The 256-nt window shown below is 59.4% G+C and carries 1 protein-coding gene; it reads left to right on the plus strand.

Going from position 1 to position 256, the window contains the following annotated elements; genetic code table 11:
• Window positions 1-38: 38 nt before the first annotated feature.
• Window positions 39-256, plus strand: a 218-nt coding sequence (locus RMT89_RS44130; protein WP_315889387.1) for a helix-turn-helix domain-containing protein, incomplete at its 3' end; no start/stop codon positions are given.

Genomic DNA, 256 nt, shown 5'->3' on the forward strand with positions numbered 1-256 from the left:
GTTCTATCTGGAACCTCTGAATGACGCGGTGCGGAACCATGCCGGAACTCTCCCTTTCTCAAGCCGCGAAGCTGACGGGCAAGAGCAAGTCCACAATCAACAGGGCCGTAAAAACCGGAAAGCTCAGCGCCGCCCGGCATGAGGACGGCAGCTACTCGATTGATCCGGCAGAGCTGGCGCGGGCGTTCGACGTAGAACCTCTTGATGGTGCGAAAAGAAGCGGTGCGGAACCAGACAGAACCCGCCAGCTCGAACG

Origin of the sequence: Streptomyces sp. P17, from assembly GCF_032436805.1 — a bacterium.
Lineage (GTDB): Bacteria > Actinomycetota > Actinomycetes > Streptomycetales > Streptomycetaceae > Streptomyces.